General features: G+C 65.1%; 23 protein-coding genes. 15 read left to right on the forward strand and 8 right to left on the reverse strand.

All coding sequences use genetic code 11. The features are described from left to right. The first annotated feature begins 25 nt into the window (after positions 1–25). Complete coding sequence (gcvPA, locus tag IPP68_02255) at positions 26–1,354, forward strand: aminomethyl-transferring glycine dehydrogenase subunit GcvPA (protein MBL0349183.1); 1,329 nt, start codon at positions 26–28, stop codon at positions 1,352–1,354. Positions 1,355–1,377: 23 nt separating this feature from the next. Then, positions 1,378–2,823, forward strand: coding sequence for an aminomethyl-transferring glycine dehydrogenase subunit GcvPB (gene gcvPB / locus IPP68_02260; protein ID MBL0349184.1), 1,446 nt, complete (start codon positions 1,378–1,380; stop codon positions 2,821–2,823). Here gcvPB and IPP68_02265 read toward each other — a convergent pair. From IPP68_02265 to IPP68_02275, 3 genes are all read right to left on the reverse strand, one after another. Continuing rightward, entirely contained in the window at positions 2,808–3,155 is a 348-nt protein-coding gene (locus tag IPP68_02265) for an immunity 53 family protein (GenBank protein MBL0349185.1), read from the reverse strand. The genes gcvPB and IPP68_02265 overlap by 16 nt on opposite strands. An 80-nt stretch (positions 3,156–3,235) precedes the next feature. Beyond that, complete coding sequence (locus IPP68_02270) at positions 3,236–3,610, reverse strand: sulfite exporter TauE/SafE family protein (protein MBL0349186.1); 375 nt, start codon at positions 3,608–3,610, stop codon at positions 3,236–3,238. Next, on the reverse strand, positions 3,611–4,012 hold the full coding sequence (locus tag IPP68_02275) for a rhodanese-like domain-containing protein (protein ID MBL0349187.1): 402 nt from the start codon (positions 4,010–4,012) through the stop codon (positions 3,611–3,613). It abuts the gene before it with no gap. Positions 4,013–4,054: 42 nt separating this feature from the next. Here IPP68_02275 and IPP68_02280 point away from each other — a divergent pair, with 42 nt between their 5' ends. After that, positions 4,055–4,714: a hypothetical protein gene (locus IPP68_02280; protein ID MBL0349188.1), complete on the forward strand. Its 660-nt coding sequence runs from the start codon at positions 4,055–4,057 to the stop codon at positions 4,712–4,714. 1 nt (position 4,715) lies between these two features. Then, complete coding sequence (locus IPP68_02285) at positions 4,716–5,351, forward strand: NAD(P)-binding domain-containing protein (GenBank protein MBL0349189.1); 636 nt, start codon at positions 4,716–4,718, stop codon at positions 5,349–5,351. A gap of 76 nt (positions 5,352–5,427) precedes the next feature. Here the strand turns inward: IPP68_02285 and IPP68_02290 are convergent, their stop codons facing one another. From IPP68_02290 to IPP68_02310, 5 genes are all read right to left on the reverse strand, one after another. Then, positions 5,428–5,892, reverse strand: coding sequence for a hypothetical protein (locus tag IPP68_02290; protein ID MBL0349190.1), 465 nt, complete (start codon positions 5,890–5,892; stop codon positions 5,428–5,430). After that, positions 5,889–6,389 (reverse strand): hypothetical protein, encoded by a 501-nt coding sequence (locus IPP68_02295; protein MBL0349191.1) that lies wholly within the window; start codon positions 6,387–6,389, stop codon positions 5,889–5,891. Before IPP68_02295 ends, IPP68_02290 begins: the two co-directional genes overlap by 4 nt. Before the next feature lie 52 nt (positions 6,390–6,441). Beyond that, positions 6,442–7,269, reverse strand: a complete 828-nt coding sequence (locus IPP68_02300; GenBank protein MBL0349192.1) for a hypothetical protein — start codon at positions 7,267–7,269, stop codon at positions 6,442–6,444. A gap of 92 nt (positions 7,270–7,361) precedes the next feature. Continuing rightward, complete coding sequence (locus tag IPP68_02305; GenBank protein ID MBL0349193.1) at positions 7,362–8,072, reverse strand: HAD-IA family hydrolase; 711 nt, start codon at positions 8,070–8,072, stop codon at positions 7,362–7,364. Then, positions 8,069–8,458 (reverse strand): MazG family protein, encoded by a 390-nt coding sequence (locus tag IPP68_02310; GenBank protein ID MBL0349194.1) that lies wholly within the window; start codon positions 8,456–8,458, stop codon positions 8,069–8,071. Before IPP68_02310 ends, IPP68_02305 begins: the two co-directional genes overlap by 4 nt. Before the next feature lie 168 nt (positions 8,459–8,626). On the opposite strand from IPP68_02310, the gene IPP68_02315 reads away from it, so the two are divergent. The 11 genes from IPP68_02315 to IPP68_02365 all read left to right on the forward strand — a co-directional run bounded on the left by IPP68_02315 (position 8,627) and on the right by IPP68_02365 (position 18,163). After that, positions 8,627–9,265 carry a bifunctional precorrin-2 dehydrogenase/sirohydrochlorin ferrochelatase gene (locus tag IPP68_02315; GenBank protein MBL0349195.1) on the forward strand — a complete coding sequence of 213 codons (639 nt, stop codon included), beginning with the start codon at positions 8,627–8,629 and terminating at the stop codon, positions 9,263–9,265. Positions 9,266–9,268: 3 nt separating this feature from the next. Beyond that, complete coding sequence (ccsA, locus tag IPP68_02320; GenBank protein ID MBL0349196.1) at positions 9,269–10,189, forward strand: cytochrome c biogenesis protein CcsA; 921 nt, start codon at positions 9,269–9,271, stop codon at positions 10,187–10,189. Then, positions 10,186–11,298, forward strand: coding sequence for a glutamyl-tRNA reductase (locus IPP68_02325; protein ID MBL0349197.1), 1,113 nt, complete (start codon positions 10,186–10,188; stop codon positions 11,296–11,298). Before ccsA ends, IPP68_02325 begins: the two co-directional genes overlap by 4 nt. Beyond that, positions 11,286–12,203: a hydroxymethylbilane synthase gene (gene hemC, locus IPP68_02330; GenBank protein ID MBL0349198.1), complete on the forward strand. Its 918-nt coding sequence runs from the start codon at positions 11,286–11,288 to the stop codon at positions 12,201–12,203. Before IPP68_02325 ends, hemC begins: the two co-directional genes overlap by 13 nt. A gap of 11 nt (positions 12,204–12,214) precedes the next feature. Next, positions 12,215–12,463 carry a YecH family protein gene (locus IPP68_02335; GenBank protein ID MBL0349199.1) on the forward strand — a complete coding sequence of 83 codons (249 nt, stop codon included), beginning with the start codon at positions 12,215–12,217 and terminating at the stop codon, positions 12,461–12,463. A 34-nt stretch (positions 12,464–12,497) separates the two neighbouring features. Then, positions 12,498–13,604 carry a DUF748 domain-containing protein gene (locus IPP68_02340; GenBank protein MBL0349200.1) on the forward strand — a complete coding sequence of 369 codons (1,107 nt, stop codon included), beginning with the start codon at positions 12,498–12,500 and terminating at the stop codon, positions 13,602–13,604. After that, positions 13,601–15,142, forward strand: coding sequence for a uroporphyrinogen-III C-methyltransferase (gene cobA / locus IPP68_02345; GenBank protein MBL0349201.1), 1,542 nt, complete (start codon positions 13,601–13,603; stop codon positions 15,140–15,142). Before IPP68_02340 ends, cobA begins: the two co-directional genes overlap by 4 nt. Positions 15,143–15,162: 20 nt before the next feature. After that, positions 15,163–15,936 carry an inositol monophosphatase gene (locus tag IPP68_02350; protein MBL0349202.1) on the forward strand — a complete coding sequence of 258 codons (774 nt, stop codon included), beginning with the start codon at positions 15,163–15,165 and terminating at the stop codon, positions 15,934–15,936. A 100-nt stretch (positions 15,937–16,036) separates the two neighbouring features. Then, positions 16,037–16,399, forward strand: coding sequence for a cupredoxin domain-containing protein (locus IPP68_02355; GenBank protein ID MBL0349203.1), 363 nt, complete (start codon positions 16,037–16,039; stop codon positions 16,397–16,399). Positions 16,400–16,403: 4 nt separating this feature from the next. Further along, positions 16,404–17,393, forward strand: a complete 990-nt coding sequence (hemB, locus tag IPP68_02360) for a porphobilinogen synthase (protein ID MBL0349204.1) — start codon at positions 16,404–16,406, stop codon at positions 17,391–17,393. Beyond that, entirely contained in the window at positions 17,390–18,163 is a 774-nt protein-coding gene (locus tag IPP68_02365; protein MBL0349205.1) for an MBL fold metallo-hydrolase, read from the forward strand. Before hemB ends, IPP68_02365 begins: the two co-directional genes overlap by 4 nt. Positions 18,164–18,193: the final 30 nt, after the last annotated feature.

Genomic DNA, 18,193 nt, shown 5'->3' on the forward strand with positions numbered 1-18,193 from the left:
TTCTTCCCGCAAGGACGGTCGAGCCATGTTCGTTCCCCACACCGAAGAACAAAAGAAGGAAATGCTCCGAACCATCGGGGTCTCCAAATTTGACGACCTCCTGGCGGGGTTGCCGCCGTCCCTCCTACGTCCGAACCTGGGGCTGCCGTCGTCGATGTCCGAAATGGAACTGCTCCGCCACATGGAGGGATTGGCCCAAAAAGACCACTTGGCCCAGTCGTATCTCGGGGCCGGCGCCTACGAGCATTTCATACCGACCTCCGTTTGGGCCTTGGCTCTCCGGGGCGAATTCGCCACGGCCTACACGCCGTACCAAGCGGAGGCCAGCCAGGGCACGCTTCAATCCATCTACGAATTCCAGTCGCTGATCGGCGAGCTCTTCGCCATGGACGTGGCCAACGCCTCGATGTACGACGGCGCCAGCGCCGCCGCCGAAGCCTGCCTCCTGGCGGCCAAACACACGGAACGGCCGGTGATTCTAATTCCCGAAACGGTCCACCCCCAGACGCGTCAGGTGATCGAAACTTACCTGGCCCACAGCGGCGCCCGAATCGTCGTCTTGCCCTGCCCCGACGGCGTTTTGTCCCTGGACACGCTGAAGAAAAACCTCGGCGGGGACACCGCGGCCTTGTTGATTCAAAACCCCAACTTTTTCGGCTGTTTGGAAACGAACCTCCACGAAGCCGCGGCCGCCGCCCACGCCGCGGGGGCGCTCGTCATCGCCTCCAGCTACCCCGTGGCGCTGGGAATGATTTCACCGCCGGGCGAATACGGCGCCGACATCGCCGTGGCCGAGGGCCAGCCCCTGGGCCTGCCGTTGGGCTACGGCGGCCCCTACGTGGGACTCTTCGCCTGCAAAACCGAATTGATCCGCAAAATGCCCAGCCGCATCGTCGGTCAAACGTTGGACCGGGACGGGAAGCGCGCTTTTGTCCTCACCCTCCAAGCCCGGGAACAACACATTCGACGGGAAAAAGCCACCTCGAACATCTGCACCAACCAGGCCCTCTGCGCCTTGGCGAGCACGATCCACATGTCGCTCCTGGGCAAAGAGGGGTTGCGGGAACTGGCCGATCTGAATTTCCAAAAAGCCCACTACGCGGCGGGGGAACTTCAAAAACGCGGCTTCGCCCCGGTGTTTCAACAGCCCTTCTTCAACGAATTCACCGTCCGTTGCCCCGTGTCGCCGGAAAAAATCGCCGACCGCCTGGCGGAAAAACGCGTGTTGGCGGGGCTTCCCCTGGGGCCTTATTTCAAGGACCGGGCCGATCAGCTGGTCGTCTGCGTGACGGAAATCAAAACCAAGGCGGACATCGACGAATTCGCCGGGCTCCTGGAGGCCGCGTGCCGCTGACCCAAATCCCCGCCGTTCCCGGAATCGTGGAAACCCTGATTTTTGAAAAAAGCGTCCCCGGCCGAAAGGGCGTTCCCCTGCCGGCCCTGGACGTGCCGCGCGCCTCCGCGTCGGCCCTGCCCGAAAAACTTCGACGGAAAAGGCCCGCGGGCTGGCCGGAGCTCTCGGAACCCCAGGTGGTCCGCCATTTCACCCGGCTCTCCCAGCTGAATTTCAGCATCGACACGAACTTTTACCCCCTGGGGTCCTGCACCATGAAGCACAACCCCAAGGTGAACGACCGGGTGGCCATGCTGCCGGACTTCTCGGCCCTGCACCCCCTGCGCCCCCACACCTTAAGCCAGGGCATTCTGGAAATCCTCTTCGAACTCGAACAATGGCTGTGCCGGATTTGCGGCATGGACGCCTTCACCCTCCAGCCCTCCGCCGGCGCCCAGGGCGAACTCACGGGCATCCTGGTCGCCCGGGCCTACCACGAATCCCGGGGGCAGAACCGGCCCTTGGTTCTCATTCCCGATTCCGCCCACGGCACCAACCCCGCCAGCGTGGCGGTGGCCGGGCTCACCGCGGTGACGATCAAGTCCGCCGCCGACGGCCAGGTGGATTTGGACGATCTGAAATCGAAACTGACGGACCGCGTGGGCCTGGTCATGATGACGATCCCCAGCACCCTCGGCATGTTCGAGCCGCGCATTCAGGAAATCGCGGCGCTGGTCCACAAAGCCGGCGCCCTGCTCTACATGGACGGCGCCAACATGAACGCCCTGGTGGGCCTGTTGCGCCCGGGCGACATCGGGGTGGACATTCTGCACCTCAATCTGCACAAAACCTTTTCGACCCCCCACGGGGGCGGCGGACCCGGCGCGGGGCCCGTGGGGGTCCAAAAAGAGTTGGAACCCTTCCTGCCGGTGCCCCGGGTGGCCAAGGACGGCGGCGTTTTTCGACGGAAATTCGACCGATCCAAGACCATCGGCCGGGTGCACGGATTTCAGGGGAACATCGGGGTGCTGATTCGGGCCTATTGCTACATGCGCCTTCAGGGCGCGGAGGGGTTGTTGGAAATCAGCGAAAACGCGATTTTAGCGGCCAACTACGTGCGGGCCCGGCTGACGCCCTTGTTTCCGAAAATGCCGAAGAATCCCTGTATGCACGAGGTGGTGGTGTCGGGGGACGGGGCCTACGGCCCCGGGGTGAAGACGTTGGACGTGGCCAAGCGTTTGCTGGACTACGGCTTTTACGCGCCGACCATTTATTTCCCGCTCATCGTTCCGGAAGCCATGATGATCGAACCCACGGAAAACGAGTCGAAGGAAACGCTCGACGCCTTCTGCGCGACCCTGGAAAAGATCATCGACGAATCCAAGGCCCAACCGGACCTGGTCAAAAACGCGCCCCACACGACCCCCGTCCGCCGCTTGGACGAGGTCAAGGCCGCCCGGGAACCCAACCTTCGCTACGCCCCGCGTTGACCCCCGGCGGACGGCGAATCGGCGTCCACCCAGGTCAGGAACAGTTCAAAAACCCGTCCCAGTTGATGGGGGTCGCAGGCCCCCAGGAATAGTTGGTCTTGAGTGAAGCAGTGAATCCACTGTTCTCCCGCGGGGTGTCCCGCGTCGTTGATGTTTTCCTTGAGCCGCGGGAATTCCTTCGCCGCCCAGGGCGTTCCCGTCAAATCGATTCGAACCAACCACCCCGGATTGTCCAAGGTTTCGATTTTCACGCCCCAGTCGTGCTCCCAGGTCCCGTTGCATTGGGCCGCGAACCAACGTTGAAGGCGTTCGAGGGGGTCGGCGCCGCTCACCGGGGGTTCCCGAAGGTCGGGGGGGTTGGCGCGTCGGGCGGCGGGGTCATGAGGTCCTCGGTAAAGAGTCCGAACAAATTTTAACGAAGTTTACCCGCGGTGGATAAGACGATTCGCGCTCCGACGAACAAAAGAAAAACGCCGAAAGCCAGTTTAAGCGGCGCGGGAGCCACGCGGTTGGCCCACCGTCCGCTGATCCAGGCCGACCCGAAAAGGGCCACGGCCATGAGGCCGGCGGCCCGAAGGTCCACGTTCCCTTGACGGTGAAACTCCATCACCGCTCCCAATCCCGCCGGCAGGAGAAGAACCGCGAGGCTCGTCCCCACGGCTCGGTGTTGGGAGAACCCGGCGAAAAAGGTCAGAGCCGGGACGATGATCGTGCCGCCCCCCAAGCCGAAAAACCCGGAGACGACGCCCGCGGCCAATCCAATCAGAACGAAAGTGAGAGTTTCCATTTAAGGGTCCTTCCTTTGGGAGGAGAATCGTTTCTTCAAATCGTCGTACCCGCCGCCGTTGGAGGCGTTGCGGTAACCCAGTTTTTTAAGCGTTTTCAGGGCGATGCCCGAACGCCCGCCGACGGTGCAATACAAGACGAGGGGGGTCGTTTTGTCCGGCACGGCGGCGGCGATGGTTTTCCCGATGGTTTGATAGGGCAACAGCAGGGCGCCGTCAATGTGGCCCGCGGCGTACTCCTCGGGAGTGCGAACATCGATGAAGACCGGCGCGGCGGAACTCGCGGGTGGGTCGGCGGATCTTCCGGTCGCGGGGGCCGCGCCAAGGAGCGCCACCGCCCAGCACAGGGTCGCTGTCCGCCGGCGCGTCGCGGGCCGGGGGGCCTGGGGCGAGGGGATTCGCATGGGAGCATTATAGCGCGGGTTTGATATATTCAACGAGGTCTTATGAACACCGCATCCTGCGAAAAAGAAATTCGGGGTCCCGCGCCTTGGCGGTGCTCCGTGGACGGCGCCCGGCCCGGCGAAGAGAATATGCGGCGGGACGCCGAGGCCCTGGAGGCCCTGCGCGCGGCGGGGGAACTCCCGCGTCTTCGCGTCTACCGTTGGGCGGAGCCGACGGTGTCCCACGGCCGGCTGCAGGATCCGGCGGGGGCGGCGGCCCTGGCGCGGTCGTTGGGGGTTCGTTCCGTGGTGCGCCGGCCCACGGGCGGCGGCACGGTGCACCACACGACGGACGTCAGTTTTTCCCTGGCCTGGCGCCGGGATCACCCGGCTTTTCCCCCCTGCGTCCGGCACGTTTACGCGGCCGTGCACGCCGTTCTTCAACGGGCGCTCCGGGAGGCGGGGGTGAAGGCCATCCTCCATCCGGGAGGCGGCCCCGCGGCCCCGCCGGGCCTCTGTTACGCGGAACCCGTCGCCGACGACGTCCTGCTCGGGGAAACCAAAATCATCGGCGGCGCCCTTCGGGTGACGCCGTGGGGCCGCCTCTACCAAGGGAACTTAAAGTTGAACCCCGGTGTTCTATCCATGGACGCCGCCGCCTTGATTGTCGGCGCCTGGGAATCGACGCTGGGTCCGCCTTCGGCGGAAAAACGGGAGGCTTGAAATGAAAATCGGAATTTTGGGGTCGGGCGACGTCGGGCGCGTGTTGGGCGCGGGGTTTGTGAAAAAAGGCCACGCGGTGAAATTGGGCACCCGGGAGCCGGGGGCCGAAAAGGTCAAACGCTGGGCCGCAACGGCGGGGGCTTCCCTGGGCTCTTTCGCGGACGCCGCCGCTTTCGGCGAACTCGTGGTATTGGCCACCCTCTGGTCCGGCACCGAAAGCGCTTTGGGCCTGGCGAATCCGAAAAATCTGGAGGGGAAAATCGTGATCGACGCCACCAACCCCCTGGATTTTACCGTTCAGCCCCCCCGTCTTTCCCTGGGCCACACGACATCGGCGGGGGAAAAAGTCCAAGCCCTGTTGCCCGGCGCCAAGGTCGTCAAAGCGTTTAACGCCGTTGGAAACCCGCACATGGTGGATCCGACTTTCCCCGGGGGCCCTCCCACCATGTTCATCGGCGGAAACGACGAAAGCGCCAAGAAAACGGTTTTGGGGTTATTGAGCGATTTCGGCTGGGAGGGCGTTGACTTGGGCGGAATCGAAACCGCGCGCTACCTGGAACCCTTGGCCATGATCTGGATTTTGCATTACCTCCGGACGACGTCCGGCGCCCACGCCTTCAAGCTGCTGAAAAAATAGTCCGGGAGGTTCCGTTTCGGGGGGGGCGCTGGAAATCCGACGGCCGTTTTCCGTCCGTCCCGCCGCCCTCGTCCCCTTATCGGCATTCCTCGTCCCACCGTTTCCGTTCCCGGGGGTTCTCGGGGGGCGGTTGGCGGCAGGGGTCTTCCCGGGGCGGCCCCATTCGCGGGCGCGAATCGCCGGACTCTTTTGTTTCTCGGTCGGCGCGAATTCCCGGAACCGCCCGGGGAACAAATCCCGCGATCCCCCACAGGGCCAAACCGTTCGCCAGGGTCGCCAACAGCAAAGCCGTGGCGACCGACGCTCCAAGGCGGCGAAGGAGTTTTTCGGCCCCTCCGCCGATCAGAGCGCCCAGCCCCAGGCCGAGAAGAAGTCCGACGCCCGCCGCGAAAAAGACAAACCCATAGGCGAAAAAAGTCCCAAAGCTGTCGGCGTTGTCGGGCGTTCGATAAGCCCCGCCGCCCACCCAGCCACCCCAGAGGCCTCCGACCAAGAGCCAAGAAAGCCGGACGGCGGACCGGAGCCGATCGCCGTCTGTCACCGCCGTTTCTCCCGGGGCCCGAGGGACCGGAGGGCCTCCCGGGCCCGGGCCAGTTGGCGGGCCGCCGTTTCGATTTTTTGCAGTTGGCAGCCGTTGGATTGGCCGCTCCACGTCAGCCGAAGGGATTGGTTCAATCCCGTGGTCAAGACGAAAGTCTCCAAGGGCCCGAGACGTTCCCGGGGCGCGGCGGATACCGGGAGGGTTTTAAGGACCCGCAGCGTTTGCCGCTCGTTTCGCCATTGGAGGCCGGCGCCGAGCCAATCCCCGGACCCGCCGTCGATCAACACCGCCCCCGAACCGTCGGCGTTCAGCGAAAGATAGCAAGCGGCGCCGTGCTCTCCGTTTCCATACCATTCGCCCGCAAAGAAGTCGGACGAAACGTCCGGCAATGGCGTTAAGGCGTTGACCGTTCCGAGCCCCGCCGCCCAACAGAGGAGCGGGAGAACAAAGCGCGCGAGACGGCGGGACGCGCACGCGCCGACGACCGCCGGAATCATTGAGGCGCCCGGGTTGACCGCGACGGCATCTCTTTCCCCGGGACGCCGGGCCCTAAAACAAAATCCACTTTTTCTCCTTCTTCGCCAAGAAAAAAGGGAACCGCGCCTCAGGACCCTTTCCCGTTTTCCAACGAATCACGGGATTGTTTTCCTCCACCACGAGGATTTTTTGATCGGCCGCCAAGCGAAACCGCAACGTCGGGGTCGGCCAGGGGAGCATTTCAAATCCGGGTTGGGTCGGACGCGCCCGCGTTCGCGCCACCAGGTCCTGCCGCTCCTCCTCCACCGCCGGCCCGGCGTCGGGAACGGTCGGGGTTATCCCCGAATGGATTTTGAAACTCAAAACCTCCCAAAGGAAATCGGCGTCCCCCGTTTGCAGGGCTTGTCGGACCCGGGCAATGAACGCGCCGGCGTCGGCCGCGGTTTCCTCGTTTAAAACGAGAACGTCCAGGCCGTCCAGGGCCGAGGTTCCGTTCCAGACCCCGCCCTCCGCCCGGGCTTCGCCGTGGGCGTTGAAATCCTTGGCGGTGATTTTTAGGATTTCCTTCCCCCAGACCGGGGTTTCGCCGAAGGGGTTCGGCCGTGTCGTCTCTTCCTCCGTCAGCGCGGGAAAAACGCCGGGCTGAAACCCGGCCCATCGAAGATTGAATTTTTTTTCGTCCAGGGGGAGGCCGAGGCTCGGCGAATCCAATTGAATTCGGAGGGCTTGGAGGCCTTTTTTGAAATAAAGGGGCGAAAGGGGAACCTGAAGGCTGGCCGATTTTCGGGAATCAAAACGGACCAAAGGGAGGTCGTTCAAATATACCGCGCCGGTGTATTGGACGATTCCCACCAGTTCGAATCGGGGGGACGCCGAAAAGGAGATTTCAACGCTTTTCATTCGAGCCTCCAGGGGGAGCGATCCCAGGCTTGCCGCCAGGCCGAAAGCGATCGGCAAGGCGGACGCGATCGGTCGAAGCGGGAAAAATCGATTCAACGGAAGGGAGCGGGCTTTGGCCCGGCGTGGCGAAGAACACCCTCCAACGATTGAATCGTGGAAATTCCCGCGGGACCCGTCCCGTGGCGTTCCAGCAGCAGCGCCGACAGCCCCGCGGCGCGGGCGCCGTGGTAGTCTTCCCGCAGGGAATCCCCGACGTGCAGGGCTTCGTGGGGGGCGACCCCGGCCCGGGCGAGGGCCCGCTCGAAAATGGCGGGGTCCGGCTTGGCCACGCCCTCCACGGACGACACCATCAAAAACTCCACTTCCCGCGTCAGGCCGATTTTTTCAGACAAAGTCACCAGCCGTGAATCCCAATTGGACACGATGCCCAGCCGAAACCCCCGGCGTCGAAGGGCGCGCAAGGTCGGGAGGGCGTCGTCGAAAAGACGCCAGTGGCGGGGGTGCGCGAAGCGGCCGTAGAGGTCGTTGAAAAAGTTGTCGAAGGCCCGGGGCGCGAAGCGGCCGCCGAAGACTCGACGGACCATCTTCCGCCACCAGAGTTTCTCGGCGTTGTCGTTTTTGGGCAGGGTGTGGCGGTGGCGGTCCCGCCAGGCGGCTTGAAAGCGTTCCTCCACCCAGGCCACGGGGAGGCGAAGACCGTGCCGGTGGGCGGCGCGGGTGTAGATGTGCCCCACGGAGGGGTGGGCGCGCAGAAGGGTGTTCCCCGCATCGAAGAAGACCGCCCGGACCGGGCCGCCCTTCAACGCTTTTTTCGGGCTTTTTCGCGACGCTTGATTTCTTCCCATTGGACCATCACTTCTTTGACGCTTTTGATTCTCTTTTTTCCAAAGACGTGGGGGTGCCGACGGACGATTTTTCGGCAAAGGCCGTCGACCACGTCGGCCATGGTGAATCGCTTTTTTTCCCGGGCGAGTTGGGCGTGGAAGACGATTTGGTGAAGCAGGTCGCCCAGTTCCTCGCAGAGGTTTTCGGTGTCGTTTTTCCGGATGGCCTGGGCCACTTCGGCGGATTCTTCTTTTAAGTGACGCACCAGGCTTTTGTGGGTTTGGCGCCGGTCCCAGGGGCAACCGCCCGGGGCCCGGAGCCGGGCCATCAAGCGCAAAAGATCGTTCAGGGTTTGTTTGGCCATGGAAGCCCAATTCTATATATTTCCGTCGGGTATTGGGGTTTCCCCCCGGGGGTTTTTTGGTATTATGGTTTTTCATGGAAACCGGTCGCTCGCGGAGCTCCAAGGACGGCGCTCGCCCCGGGGGGGCCGCGGCCCTTCCCGTCCAGGGGCCGTGCGATCGTTAAAGCCATGGGCTTTTTTCCCGCTTTTCTCGATTTGTCCGGCAAAGAGTGCCTCGTGGTGGGGGGCGGCGCGGTCGCCCTTCAAAAAACCCGGGATTTGACGGCCGCCCGCGCGCGGGTGACGGTGGTCGCCACGCGATTTCGGGGCGAATTCCGTCGAATGGCCGGTCTTCGGCGGCTCGAACGCGCTTTTCGGCCCGGGGACATTCCGGCCGGCCTCCGGCGGCCCTGGCTGGTGGTGGCCGCGACGGACGACGAAGCCCTTCACGCCCGCATCGCCTCTCTTTGCCGTCGGCGGCGGGTCTGGGTCAACGTGGTGGATCGGCCCGCTTTTTGCGATTTCATCGTTCCCTCCGTGGTCCGGCGCGGACCGGTGACGGTGGCGGTGTCCACCGGCGGTCAAAGCCCCGCCTTGGCCAAGTTTGTCGGCGGGAAAGTCCGCGCCATGCTGGGTCCGGAAATCGGCCGACTGGGGCGCCTCCTGGCGGGTCTTCGGCCCGCCCTCCGGCGCCTGCCCATGGCCGAGCGGCGGGAACTGCTTTCGTGTTTCGTGTCGGAAGGGGCCTTGTCGGAAATTCGGCGATCCGGCGCCGCCGCCGTCCGGCGGTACAAGAAAATGATTTTGAAATCCGTGCCTCGGGAGTAACGCGTGCAACGTTGGGAAGCTTTGCTGTTCGATTTTGGCTATTTGGGCTACGCGGCCGCCCTGGTGTTGGCCGTGGTCTACGCGTTGACCCGACGGGACCCTCTGATGGCCCTCGGCCACCGGGTGCTCGCGGGGGCGGCTGTCCTGCACACGACGAGCCTGGGCGTGGGCCTCTGGGCGGAAACGCACCGGCCGGGCCACGTGGGATACGCGTTTTGGAGCCAGTGGTTCGCCAGCCTGTCGCTCTTCGCGCTTTTGATCGTGCTGATCTACCTCTTCGCCCAATACCGCGCCCCGGTCTCCATTTTGGGGGTGTTTGTTCTCCCGCTGGCCGTCTTCCTGCTTACCCTGGCCCTCACCCAGGCTTTTCTGGCCAGTCCCCGCTGTCCCTTCGCCTCCGTTGAGGATTTTCTAAAAATCGCCGACGCCACCCGGCGCCAACCCGACATCGCACCGACCTTCTGGACCGCCGTCCACGTGCCCCTTATTTTCCTGGCCTACGCGGCCTTCGCCAACGCCTTCGGCATCGGTCTCGCCTACCTGATCGGCGAACGCCAAATCAAATCCCACCGTCCCACCGAATTGGGATACCGCCTTCCGGGCCTGGAAGTCATGGACCGGTTGATCGCCCACATCGTTTTGATCGGGTTTCCCGCCTTGACCGTGGGGCTCGCCCTGGGCGCGGGGGGCGCCCGCGCCGCTGGGGGGCCGGGCTGGGCCGGAGACCCCAAGGTGCTTTGGTCCCTGATCATGTGGGGCGTCTATTTGGCTTACATCGTTCTCCGCTACGTCGTGGGTTGGCGCGGCCGGCGGACGGCCTATTTGTCCTTGGCCGGTTTCGGCGTCGTCCTGTTCACCTACGTGGGCGTGAGTTTCTTTTCCCGGCTGCACGGATTTCTGCAGAGCGGGGGAACGCCCCCGTGAAGCTTCGATTGGTCGGTCTCTCCCACCGCACCGCGCCCGTCGAATGGCGGGAGCGCTTGGCGGTGCCCGAAGGGCGCCTCCCGGTGTTGGTGGAGTCGATCAAAAACCAGGCGGGCGCCGTGGAAACCGTGGTGCTTTCCACCTGCAACCGGGTGGAAGTCTACGCCGTCGCCCCCGATGACGGCGAGACGGAATGCCTGTTGCGAAAAGAACTGTCGGGCCTTCACCTCGATAAAACCCTGGACGAGAGCCTCTACAGCTTGGAGGACGAAGCGGCCGTGCGGCACCTGTTTCGGGTGGCCGCGGGCCTGGATTCCCTGGTGATCGGCGAGTCGGAAATTCTGGGGCAGGTCAAGCGCGCCTACGATTTGGCCCAGCGGGCCGGGTCCACCGGAAAATTGACCAACGTGCTGTTTCAACGGGCCATCTATATCGGGAAAAAAGTGCGGACCGCCACGAAAATCTCCGAGGGGCCGACGTCGGTCCCCAGCCTGGCCGTGGCCCTGGCCGAGCGGATTTTCGGCGATCTGTCGACCAGCCGCGTGTTTGTGTTGGGCGCCGGCCCCATGGCCGAAATGGCGGTGCGGGCGTTCAAATCCCAAAAAGTGGCCGACCTCCTGGTGGCCAACCGCACCGGCGAAAAAGCCGAAACCATGGCCCGCCAATTCGGCGGCCGGGCCATCCCCTTCGATCGGCGGGCGGAAGGGTTGGTGGAAGCCGACATCGTTCTCTGTTCCACCGGCGCCCCCGACGTCGTCCTCACCCGAAGCGACGTGGCCCGGGCTTTGGAGCAACGCCGGGGGAAATCCCTCTTTTTAATTGACATCGCCGTCCCCCGGGACGTGGACGCCTCGGTCAACGATTTGGAAAACACCTACCTCTACAACGTCGACGATTTGGAATCGCTGGTGGCCGAAAGCCTGGTCAAGCGGCGGGACGAAATTCAAAAAGCCGACGGTCTGGTGGACGGCAAGACGAGCGAGTTCGCGGCCTGGTACCGGGCCTGGCTCTCGGGCGACACGGCGACCCTGCGCCACGCCCCGGTCGGGGCGGCGGCGCCCCCGGCGGCGGCCGAAGCGAAAGGCGGGATCGTCTCGTGGCCCAATTGATCCTCGGCACCCGCGGCAGCGCGCTGGCTCTGGCCCAATCGAAAATGGTCAAAGCCCGGCTGGAGGCCCTGTCCTCCGATCTGCGCGTCGAGCTTCAAATCATCAAGACCACCGGGGACAAAATGGCGGAGTCGTCCCTGGCGAACCTCGGGAAGGGCGTTTTCACCAAGGAAATTGAAGAAGCGCTTCTGGACAAACGGGTGGATTTGGCGGTCCATTCCCTGAAAGATTTGCCCACGCAATTTCCGCCGGGGCTCACGGTGGGCGCCGTGCTGGAGCGCGAAGATCCCCGGGACTGCCTGGTGTCCCGATTCGGCGAACAGCTATTGGAACTGCCTTCCGGTTCCGTGGTCGGCACCAGCTCCCTGCGCCGACAGGCCCAAATCCGGGCGGTCAAAAAAAATATCCGGGTTCAAGACACCCGGGGGAACCTGGACACGCGCCTTAAAAAAGTGGCCGAGGGCGAATTCACCGCCGTGGTCGTGGCCTACGCCGGGGTTCGCCGGTTGGGCCGGGCCGAGGAAGTGTCCGAAGTGATCCCCCTGGAAATCATGCTCCCGGCCCCCGGCCAGGGGTTCATAGCCATTGAAATCCGCGAGGGGGACAACGCCACCGCGGGCTGGGTGAAACGCCTGAGCCACGACATGAGTTTTCGCGCCGCCACGGCGGAACGGGCCTTTTTGGCCGGACTGGGCGGCGGTTGCCGCGTCCCCATCGCGGCCCACGCCCGGAGCGACGGCAACCGGCTGGTGATGGACGGCCTGGTCATCAGCGTGGATGGGCAACGGCTCGTCCGGGTGAAGGACCAGGGCCCTCTGGCGGACCCCTTGGGGCTCGGGAATCTGTTGGCCGCCCGGGCTCTGGAAAAAGGCGCCGGCGACATTTTGAAGGAAACGGTGGCCTGAAAGAAGCGCCCATGCCGGAATCGATCCACGGACACGAAGTCATGCGCCTGATGGCGGCCGCGCCCGCCGGATTCCCCCGGGCCCAATGGGAGCGGGCCATCGCCGAACGTTTCGGCCCCGGGGCGCGATTTCACACCTGCTCCGCGTCAAACCTCACGGCCGGAGAATTGATCGATTTTTTGAGCGTCCGGGGTAAATTCTTCCCCGCCGCCGACGGCCGACTGTCCGTCGATTCCAAAAACATTTGCGGTCACGAATAACGGGTTCGCGGACCTCCCGGCCTCGGTCCTCCCCGTGAACGCCCCCGCCCCGACTCCTCTCCAACCCCCGGCCCGCGCGAAAGCTTTTTCGACCGGCCTCTTCGTCGGCTTTTTACTGGCCCTGGCCGGGGTTCTGGCCGGGCTTTATTATGTCAACGGCCGACTGTCCTTGGGGTTCGAGCGGGGCCTTCGGCGTTTTGTCTTCACCGACGATCGCGTCGCCGGTTTTGAGGGAGCGACGTTGGATTTGTGGCGCGGGCGGGCGGCCCTGCGTCAATTGCGCTTTCGGGGTTCCGGCGGCCTTCAAGGCACGGTGGACGCGGTGACTCTTTCGGCCCCCGTGGCGGAATTGTTTTCGGGAGCCGGGCCCGTGGCCGTTTTGAGTCTCGAACGCCCCGCGCTCCGTTGGGGCGGGCCCGCGGGAGGCGGCGCCGGTTTTCACCCGCCGACCTTGCCCTGGGCCGTCCGGGAATGGAACGTGACCGACGGTTCGGCGACCTGGACGCTCGCGGACGGGGGATTTACCTTTGATCGCTGGGACCTCCGTCTGGTTCGGTCCGATCCCGGAACGGACGGACGATCGGTCCTGACGCTGGACGGGCGGGGGCGCGTCCTCCCCGAGGACCCGGGCGCCGTGACCGCCCACGCGACGCTGCAGGAGCCCTTTTCCCCCGCCGCCCTCGAAGGGGAAATCCAAATGCGCGATCTTTCCCTGCCGGCCCTTTACCGGATCTGGGGCCGGGACCCCGAACTGCAAATTCTCTCGGGGCGGCTCGACGTCAAAACCCAATTCACGATCCGCGGCGATCAACTGACGGCCAGCCATTTGGTGGAAATCAAAGACCTGCGCGTGGATCCCGGGGCCAAGAAAAAACTTTTCGGCCTGTCGGTCAAACGGCTGAAAGACGTTTTGGTCGTCGATCGCCTGTCTTTTGTGGTGCCCATGAGCGGGTCCGTGCAGGACCCCGAAATCGGGTTCGCGACCACGTTGGAGCAAATCCTCACCAAAATCCTTGACGGAAAAATCGACGACCCGGAGGACCTTCGAGCCTGGGCGCGCCGGGGCGGCAACTACTTCGGCGCCAAAGCCGACGCCGCCTGGCGAGCGTGGCTCAAGCGCCGACGGGAAAAGGCGCCGTGAGAACGGGACGCGTTTTTTTGGTGGGCGCGGGACCCGGGGATCCCCATCTTCTGACCCTGCGGGGCGCGGCGCTTTTGCGCGAGGCCGACGTCGTCGTTTTGGACGCCCTGGTGGACCGCCGGTTGCTGGCCCATTGCCGAAAGGGCGCGGCGGTGATCGACGCGGGCAAGCGCGGCCACGGCCGGGTGCTCATGCGCCAAACGGCGATCAATCGATTGTTGGCGCGGCTGGGTCGGGCCGGGAAGCGTGTCGTGCGCCTCAAAGGCGGCGACCCGTATCTTTTCGGTCGGGGGGGCGAGGAGGCCGCGTTTTTGGCCCGGGCCCGGATTCCCTTTGAGGTGGTTCCCGGCGTTTCTTCCGTCGGCGCCGTTCCCGCGGCGGCCGGGATTCCCCTCACCCACCGGGGGTTGGCTTCCACCGTCACCATCGTGACGGGTCACGGCGGCGAGCCGAATCCGTACTTGCGGGAATCGGGAAAAGAGCGAAACGGTCGTCGGCCGCCCCGGGTGGCCTGGGAAAAAATTCCCCGGGACGGAACCTTGGTGGTGTTGATGGGCCTGGGCCGCTTGAAGGAAATCGTCGGAGAATTGCGCCGCGCCGGGTGGCCGGCCGCCACGCCGGCCGCCGGGATCGCTTCGGGCACCTTGCCCGGCCAGCGGTCGGTGCGCGGGACCTTGGGCGACATCGTCGCCCGGGTTCGGGCCGCCGGGCTTCAGCCGCCGGCGACGATGGTGTTCGGCCGGGTCGTTTCCCTGTCGCCCCGGCTCAATTGGTTCGAGCGGCGGCCCCTCTTCGGATGGACGGTCCTCGTGACCCGCGCCGCCGACCAGGCGAGCGGGCTGACGGCCCTGCTGGAGGAAAAAGGGGCCCGGGTCGCCGAAGCCCCCGCGATCCGAATCGAGCCGTTGACGCCGTCGGCGGCGGTTCGGCGGGCCCTGCGTTCCTTGTCCAATTTTGACGGAGCCCTTTTTACGAGTGCCAACGCGGTGCGCGCCGCCGCGACGCGCCTTCGCGGCCCCTGGCCCCGGGGCGTCCCGGTGTACGCCGTGGGGCCCAAAACGGCGGAAGCCCTGCGGGCCGCCGGCTGGCCCGTGACCCGCGCGGCGGAGGAATTTCGGGCGGAGGGGTTGGCCCGGATTCTGGGGAAAAATCTCCGGGGAAAATCCTTTTTGTTTCCCCGGGCCGCGGAAGGTCGGGACGTGTTGATCGATTTCCTCGAAAAAGCCGGCGCCCGGGTCGTCCTCTGGCCCGTGTACCGCACCCGCCTCCTCCCGCCCTCGCCGGACGTCCGCGCCCGGTTGCGTCGGGGCGCGTTCGACGCCGTGACCTTTACGTCGTCTTCCACCGCCCACGGCCTCCTGGGGAAACTGTCGGCCGCGGAACGCGCCAAGATTTTCAAACGGACCCGGGCCGCTTCCATCGGGCCCATCACGACCGCCGCGCTGCGGTCCCTGGGCGTGCGCCCGGCCGTGACCGCTTTGGGGGCCACGGTGGAATCCCTGGTGGACGCTTTGGTTCGAAGTCGGGAGCGGCCGTGAGCGCGCCTTCCGCCGCCCGTCTGGAAACCGCCCTCCGCCGGGCCCTGGCCGCGGCGGGGAGCGTGATTCGCCGGGGCTTCGGCCGACGCTTCACCGTGTCCCACAAGGGCCTCGTGGACATTGTGACGTCCGTGGACGGCGCGGCCGAACGGGCCATTCTTCGGGTGCTCCGGGGAGCGTTCCCCGATCACGGGTTTCTGATGGAGGAATCCGGCGAGCGGATCGCCGCGTCGCGATACCGTTGGGTCATCGATCCCTTGGACGGCACGGTGAATTTCGCCCATGGGCTTCCCCTTTCCTGCGTGTCCATCGGGCTCGAGAAAGACGGGCGGGTGGTGTTGGGCGGCGTCCTGGATCCTTACCGCCGGGAGCTTTTCACCGCGGCCCGGGGCCGGGGGTCTCATTTGAACGGGCGGCGCATCCGGGTGTCCGCCACCGGGCGGCTCTTGGACGCGCTGTTGGTCACGGGGTTTCCCTACGATCGCTACAAAAAAGCCCGGTTTTATCTTTCCTTCGTGGAGAAATTTATGAAGCGAACCCAGGGACTGCGCCGGCTGGGCGCGGCGGCTTTGGACATGGCCCAGGTGGCCTGCGGCCGCTTTGACGGGTATTGGGAATTTAACCTCAAGCCCTGGGACGCCGCCGCGGGGCTTTTGCTGGTGGAGGAAGCGGGGGGGCGGGTGACGGATTTTCGGGGGCGGCCCTATCGATTGTCGGACACCCGCCAAACACTGGCGTCCAACGGGCACCTCCATCCGGCCATGCTCCGCCTTCTTCGGACCTCGAAAAGCTGAGACCCCCCGGTCCCTTTTCCGTCCCGGGAAAGGGATATAATGGTCGGGCGCCTTCCGCGCGTTCCTTCCGATGGTTCGGTGGGTCCAAGGAGAAACGTCCATGAAACGATTCGTTCGATTCGTGCTGATCCTGTCGGGTTTTGCCGCCGCCGGCGCCCTGTTGCGCGCCGAGGACCGGGCCTTGACCCTGGTCAACGTGAAATACCAGGGCAACGTGATTTGGCTTCCCAACCCCTTGATCGTCAAAAAAGGCGACCACGTCAAATTGACCCTCATCAACAACGTCCCCGATGATCCGGCCGTCCACGGTTTCACCATCCCGGCGTTCAACGTGAAGGTGGAAATTCCCCGGGGCGAGCCCCAAACCGTCGAGTTCGTCGCCTCCGAATCCGGCCTCTTTGAAACCAGCTGCCACCTGCACCCGGCCCACGTCAAAGGGCAGATTCTGGTTCTTTCGAAATAAAACGATGGCGTTTCCGACCACCCGCCCCCGCCGCCTTCGAAACAGCGCCGCCGCCCGGCGTTTGGTCCGCGAAACCCGGCTGTCGCCGGACGACCTCGTTTGGCCTCTGTTTGTCCGTTCCGGCCGGGGCGTTCGTCGGCCGGTGTCGTCCATGCCCGGCGTTTTCCAGCTTTCCGTGGATCAGGCGGTGAAGGACGCCCGGGAGGCGGCGCGCCTCGGCGTGCCCGCGGTTCTGCTCTTCGGATTGCCCGACCGGAAAGACCCCCTGGGCAAAGACGCCTATTCGCCCGACGGCATCGTGCAACGGGCCGTGCGGGCCCTCAAAGACGCCCTGCCCGATCTGTTGGTGGCGACGGACCTGTGCCTCTGCGAATACACCGACCACGGCCACTGCGGCGTCGTTCGCAATAAAGGGGCCGACGCCGTGATCGACAACGACGCGACGCTCGATCTGTTGGGCGAAACGGCCCGGGCCCAGGCCGAAGCCGGGGCCGACTGGGTGGCCCCCTCCGGCATGATGGACGGAGGGGTGGCCGCCATTCGCCGCGCCTTGGACGCCGCCGGCCGGACGAACGTCGGCGTTCTGGCCTACGCGGTGAAATACGCTTCGGCGTTTTACGGTCCCTTCCGGGACGCCGCCCAATCCGCTCCCGCTTTCGGCGACCGCCGCACCCACCAGATGGACCCGGCCAACGCCCGGGAAGCCCTTCGGGAGGCCGCCCTGGATTTGGACGAAGGCGCCGACGTCCTGATGGTCAAGCCCGCCCTGGCCTACCTGGACATTCTCCGACGGTTGCGCGAACGTTTCGACGCGCCCCTGGCGGCCTACAACGTTTCCGGCGAATACGCCATGGTCAAAGCCGCCGCGGCCAAGGGCTGGATCGACGAGAAACGCACGGTTCTGGAAATTTTAACGTCGTTAAAACGCGCCGGCGCCGACTTGTTGATCACCTACCACGCCCGGGACGCGGCCCGCGCCCTGGCGGACCGATGACCCCACGGCCGCCCCGGTCGGGCGCCCGCGGGTGGCGGGGGGGGTGGGCCGTCCTTTTCGTCGGGTTGACGGCCGCCTGCGTGCCCCGGGCCGAGGTCAAGGGTCCCGGCGATCCGGACGCCGGGCTCACCGTGTCGTGGCTCGGCCACGCGTGCTTTTCTTTTCAGGACAGCGCCCACCGTTTGTTCCTGATCGATCCGTTCGACGAAAGCATCGGCTACGATTTCCACTGGGTCCGCCCGGACGCCGTGTTGATCACCCACGACCATTTTGACCACAATCATCTTCGACACGCCGATGCGTACGCGGTGTTGCGCGCCACGGGTGTGAACACGGTGGCCGGCATCGAAGTGACGGGGATTCTCGCCGACCACGACGGCGAGGGCGGCCGGAAAAACGGCCCCACCCGGATCTACGTGTGGTCCATGGGCGGCCTGCGCCTGGCGCACCTGGGGGACATCGGCCAGGCGGATTTGCGCCCAGACCAGCGGGAGGCCCTCCAAGGCATCGACGTGCTCTTCGTTCCGGTCGGCGGTCGGACCACCGTGGACGCCGCGGGCGCCCGTCGATTGATCGACCTCCTCCGTCCCCGGGTCGTGGTCCCCATGCACTACGGCAACGCCCGGGTGCGTTTTTTCGAATTCGATCCCCTTGAGCCTTTCCTCAAACTATTTAAGAATATCGTCGAATTGCCCGACGCCGTTTTCCATTTGAGGGCCGCCGATCTGCCGGCGGAGACGACGGTGTATGTTCCGGCGGTGCCGTCGTGACGTCCACCCGGCCCGCCCTCTTCGCCCGAC

The organism is Elusimicrobiota bacterium (genome assembly GCA_016722575.1).
GTDB lineage: Bacteria > Elusimicrobiota > Elusimicrobia > FEN-1173 > FEN-1173 > JADKIY01.